We start from the raw sequence: 5,300 nt of genomic DNA on the forward strand, positions 1-5,300 counted from the left end.
GGTGAGGGGACGTTGGAGGGGCTTGCGCTGGTCGAGGCGCCGGAGTCCTCGGCACCGTTGGCGGCTGGGCAGGTGCGGATCGCGGTTCGTGCGGCAGGGGTGAACTTCCGCGATGTGCTGATGAGCCTCGGCATGTACCCGGGGTTGCCCGTGCTGGGCAGCGAGGCCGCGGGCGTCGTCCTTGAAGTCGGTGAAGACGTCACCGAGTTCGCTCCTGGCGACCGGGTGATGGGCCTGGTCATGGAGAGTTTCGGGCCGTTGGCGGTGGCGGATGCGCGGGTGTTGGTTCCGGTGCCGGTGGGGTGGTCGTTTGAGTGTGCGGCGGCTGTTCCGGTGGTGTTTTTGACGGCGTTCTATGCGTTGGTCGATCTGGGTGGTGTGCGGCCTGGTGAGACGGTTTTGGTGCATGCGGGTGCTGGTGGTGTGGGGATGGCTGCGGTGCAGTTGGCGCGGCATTTGGGGGCTGGTGTCCTGGCGACGGCGAGTCCGGGGAAGTGGGGTGTGCTGGCGGGTCTGGGTTTGGGTGAGGGGGAGGTTGCGTCCTCGCGTGATGTGGGGTTCGGGGAGGTGTTCGCGGGCGCTGGTGTTGATGTGGTGTTGAACGCGTTGGCGGGTGAGTTCGTTGATGTGTCGCTGGGTTTGCTGGGTGCGGGTGGTCGGTTCCTGGAGATGGGGAAGACCGACGTCCGTGATGCGGGGGTGGTTGCGGAGGGTTGGCCGGGGGTTCGGTATGAGGCGTTCGACATGTTGGATGCCGGGCCGGTCCGGATCGGGGAGATGCTGCGTGCGTTGATGTCCCTTTTCGAGGCGGGGGTGTTGGTGCCGTTGCCGGTGCGGGCGTGGGATGTGCGTCGGGCGTCGGAGGCGTTCCGGTTCATGAGTCAGGCCAGGCATGTCGGCAAGGTGGTCCTGACGATGCCGCGGTCCCTTGATCCCGAGGGGACGGTCCTGGTCACCGGCGGCACGGGCACGCTGGGCGGGCTTCTGGCGCGTCATCTGGTGGCCGAGCACGGTGTCCGGCGTCTCCTTCTCACCAGCCGCACCGGCCCGGACGCCCCAGGAGCCGCCGAACTCGTCGCTGATCTGTCCGAGTTGGGGGCAACGGTTGAGGTGGCGGCCTGCGATGCCGCCGACCGGGCCCAGCTCGCCGCCCTCCTCGACGGCCGCAATCTCACCGGTGTCGTGCACGCCGCCGGTGTCCTGGCCGACGGGCTGGTCACTTCCCTCACCGCCGAGCAGCTGGCCGAGGTATGGGGCCCGAAGGCGCAGGCGGCCGTCAACCTCCATGAGCTGACCCGTGACGCCGACCTAGCCCTGTTCGTCCTTTATTCGTCGGTCGCGGGTGTGCTGGGTGGAGCCGGCCAGGCCAACTACGCCGCTGCGAACGCGTTCCTTGACGCACTGGCGCAGCGGCGTCGGGCCGAGGGGTTGGTGGCGTCGTCGTTGGCGTGGGGCCTGTGGGAGCAGGCGAGTGGGATGACGGGTGAGCTGGGCAGGGCCGACCGTCAGCGGCTGAGCCGTACCGGCCTGGCCCCGATGCCGTCCGCGGAGGCGCTCGCACTGCTGGACAGGGCCCTCGCGTCGTCCGATGCCGCCCTGGTGCCGGCGCGCCTCGACCTCGCCGCACTGCGCCGCGCCGAGTCCGTACCCGCACTCCTCAGCGTACTCGTCCGCACCACCCCCGGCCGCCGTACGGCTGCCATGACGGCTGGAGTCCCGGACGCGGTTGCGCTCACCGAGCAGTTCGCCGGGCTTGACCGAACTGAGCGGGAACGACGCCTTGTTGACCTCGTCCGGACGCATGTCGCAGCGGTGCTCGGGCACCGCTCCGAAGGGTCCGTCGACGCCGAACGTTCCTTCAAGGAGCAGGGCTTCGACTCGCTCACCGCCGTCGAACTGCGCAATCGCCTCGGCACGGCCACCGGCCTCAGGCTCCCTACCGGTCTGGTCTTCGACCACCCGACCCCGTCTCGTCTGGCAGGCCATCTCCATGCGCAGCTCTGGGGGGCGGCTGACGAAGCGGTGGGTACGCCCACGATCACCACGTCCGCCCGGCCCGACGAGCCCATCGCGATCGTGGGCATGGCCTGCCGTTACCCCGGCGGGGTCGCGTCCCCCGAGGACCTGTGGCGGGTGGTCGATGAGGGTGGCGACGCGGTCGGGGACTTCCCGGCCGACCGTGGCTGGGACTTGGACGCTCTCTACGACCCCGACCCCGCCCACCCCGGTACCAGTTACACCAGGCAGGGCGGATTCCTCTACGAGGCAGCCGAGTTCGACCCGCACCTCTTCGGTATCGCGCCCCGTGAGGCGCTCGCGATGGACCCGCAGCAGAGACTCCTGCTGGAGACCACCTGGGAGGCACTGGAGCGCGCCGGTATCGCCACGGCCTCGCTGAAGGGGTCGAACAGCGGAGTCTTCGTCGGCGCCGGTTACCCCGGCTACCTGGTCGATCTGGAGCGCACGCCTGCAGACGTCGAAGGTTTCTCGCTGACCGGCAACGCGGCGAGTGTGGTCTCGGGTCGGTTGTCGTACTCGTTCGGTCTGGAGGGGCCGGCGGTCACGGTGGACACGGCGTGTTCGTCGTCGTTGGTCGCGCTGCATCTGGCGGTGCAGTCGTTGCGCAACGGTGAGTGCGATCTCGCGCTCGCGGGCGGAGTGACCGTGATGCCGAGTCCCGGCCTGTTCCTTGAGTTCAGCCGTCAGCGGGGGCTCGCTGCGGACGGTCGGTGCAAGCCCTTTGCGGCGGCGGCGGACGGTACCGGGTGGGCGGAGGGTGTCGGGGTCCTGGTGGTGGAGCGGCTGTCCGACGCGCGGGCCAAGGGACACCGGGTGCTGGCGGTCGTCCGGGGATCCGCGATCAATCAGGACGGCGCGTCCAATGGGTTGACGGCGCCGAACGGTCCGTCGCAGCAGCGGGTCATCCGTGCGGCCCTCGCCAACGCCGGTGTGGCGGCGAGTGAGGTGGACGTGGTCGAGGCCCATGGCACGGGCACGACCCTGGGCGATCCGATCGAGGCCGAGGCGCTTCTGGCGACGTACGGGCAGGGGCGGGATGCCGAACGGCCTTTGTGGTTGGGGTCGGTGAAGTCGAACGTCGGGCATACGCAGGCGGCGGCGGGTGTCGCTGGTGTCATCAAGATGGTGATGGCGATGCGGGCAGGCGTGCTGCCGCGCACCCTGCATGTCGACGAGCCCACGCCTCACGTCGACTGGACATCCGGAGGCGTACGGCTGCTCACCGCTCCGGTGGAACTGCGCGCGGGCGACCGCCCCGCACGCGCGGGCGTTTCGGCCTTCGGTATCTCCGGGACGAACGCCCACGTGATTCTGGAGGAGGCCGACGAGGGCGCGGTGCCACTGGTGGTCTCCGGCTCCGGTGGCTTGTCCGGGTCGCCGGTGGTGCCGTGGCTGGTGTCCGGGCGTACACCGGAGGCGTTGGCGGCTCAGGCGCAGCGGCTTCTGGGTGTGTCGGGTGATCCGGTCGATGTGGGGTGGGGCCTGTGGTCCTCACGGTCGGGGCTTGAGCATCGGGCTGTCGTGTGGGGGCGCGAGTCGGGCGAGTTGACTGATGGGCTTGAGGCGATGGCCTCGGGCGGTGCCGCCCACAATGCCGTCTCGGGCGCGACTGGGGCCGGTACCGACGCAGCGGTGTTCGTGTTTCCGGGGCAGGGGTCGCAGTGGGTGGGGATGGGGCGGGGGTTGTTGGTGTCCTCGCCGGTGTTCGCCTCCCGGATTGGTGAGTGTGAGGCGGCGCTGGAGCCTTTTGTGGAGTGGTCGTTGAGTGGGGTGCTGCGAGGCGGCGACGACTCCTGGCTTGAGCGGGTTGATGTGGTGCAGCCGGTGTTGTGGGCGGTGATGGTGTCGCTGGCTGCGGTGTGGGAGTCGCTCGGGGTGGTGCCGGCGGGGGTCATTGGTCATTCGCAGGGTGAGATTGCGGCTGCGGCGGTGGTGGGTGCGCTGTCGTTGGAGGATGCGGCGCGGGTGGTGGCGCTGCGGTCGGCGGCCGTTCGGGACGAACTCGCTGGTCGTGGTGGCATGTTGTCGCTGGCGTCCGGTCCGGAGCGGGTGTCGGAGTGGGTCGGGCCGTATGGCGATCGAGCGTCGGTCGCTGTCTTCAACGGTCCGGATGCGACTGTCGTGGCCGGTGATCCCCAAGCTCTGGACGAGATCGCGGCCGCAGCAGAAGCCGCCGGAGTACGGGCCCGCCGCGTGCCCGTCGACTACGCCTCCCACTCCGCGCAGGTCGAGGGCATCCGCGATCGGTTGCTTGAGGTGCTGGCGCCCGTACGGCCGCGTGCTTCCCGCGTCCCGTTGATCTCGACGGTGACCGGTGAGGTCCTGGACACGTCGACGATGGACGCGACCTACTGGTACGAGGGTCTGCGTCGACCGGTGCAGTTCACCGACGCGGTCGAGGAAGCCCTTGGGCGCGGGCACTCCCAGCTCGTCGAGGTCAGCGCGCATCCGGTGTTGACGACTGCGGTGCAGGCCATCGCGGAGGCGGCCGAGACGTCGGTCACCGTTGTGGGGAGCCTGCGTCGGGACGAGGACGAGAACGCCCGGCTGATCGCCGGTGCCGCTGAACTGTGGGTGCGGGGTGTCGACATCGACTGGGCCGCCGTCTTCGCGGGGCGTGCCGTGGAGCGGGTCGATCTGCCGACCTACGCCTTCCAGCGCGAGCGATTCTGGGTCGGGGCGACCACGGTCACAGGTGACCCCGCCGAACTGGGTCTTGCCGTTGTCGACCATCCGCTGCTGGGCGCGGCCGTGAGCCTTGCCGTCGATGGCGGTGTCATGCTGACCGGCCGGCTGTCGCTCCGTACTCATCCGTGGCTCGCCGGTCACTCCGTGGCCGGGACTGTCGTGTTCCCGGGGACCGGGTTCGTGGAGCTGGCGATTCGCGCGGGGGACGAGGTCGGCTGCGGCCATCTGGACGAACTGACTCTCCAGACTCCCCTCGTCCTCACCGAGGACGGTGCGGTGCAGCTCCAGGTCGTCGTCGCGTCACCCGACGACGCTGGACGCCGCACTCTCACCATCCACGGGCGGCTCGACGACTCGGACGTGGAAGCGCCGTGGACCACCTACGCCGTTGGTGCCGTCTCGAACGATGTGGTGCCGATTCCGGCCGACCTCGCCGAGTGGCCCCCGCCGGGCGCGGAGCCCGTCGACGTGACCGGCTTCTACGCCGATGCCGAGGCCGCTGGTTATGGGTATGGGGGTGTGTTTCGGGGTTTGCGGGGTGTGTGGCGGCGGGGTGTTGAGGTTTTTGCGGAGGTGGTGTTGGGGGAGTCGGT

General features: G+C 69.7%; 1 protein-coding gene. It reads left to right on the plus strand.

Annotated elements, in window-relative coordinates; all coding sequences use genetic code 11:
- Positions 1-12: 12 nt before the first annotated feature.
- A partial coding sequence (locus AB0E07_RS39740) for a type I polyketide synthase (RefSeq protein ID WP_362263344.1) occupies positions 13-5,300 on the plus strand: 5,288 nt, incomplete at its 3' end.

The organism is Streptomyces sp. NPDC048002 (genome assembly GCF_040653275.1).
GTDB lineage: Bacteria > Actinomycetota > Actinomycetes > Streptomycetales > Streptomycetaceae > Streptomyces.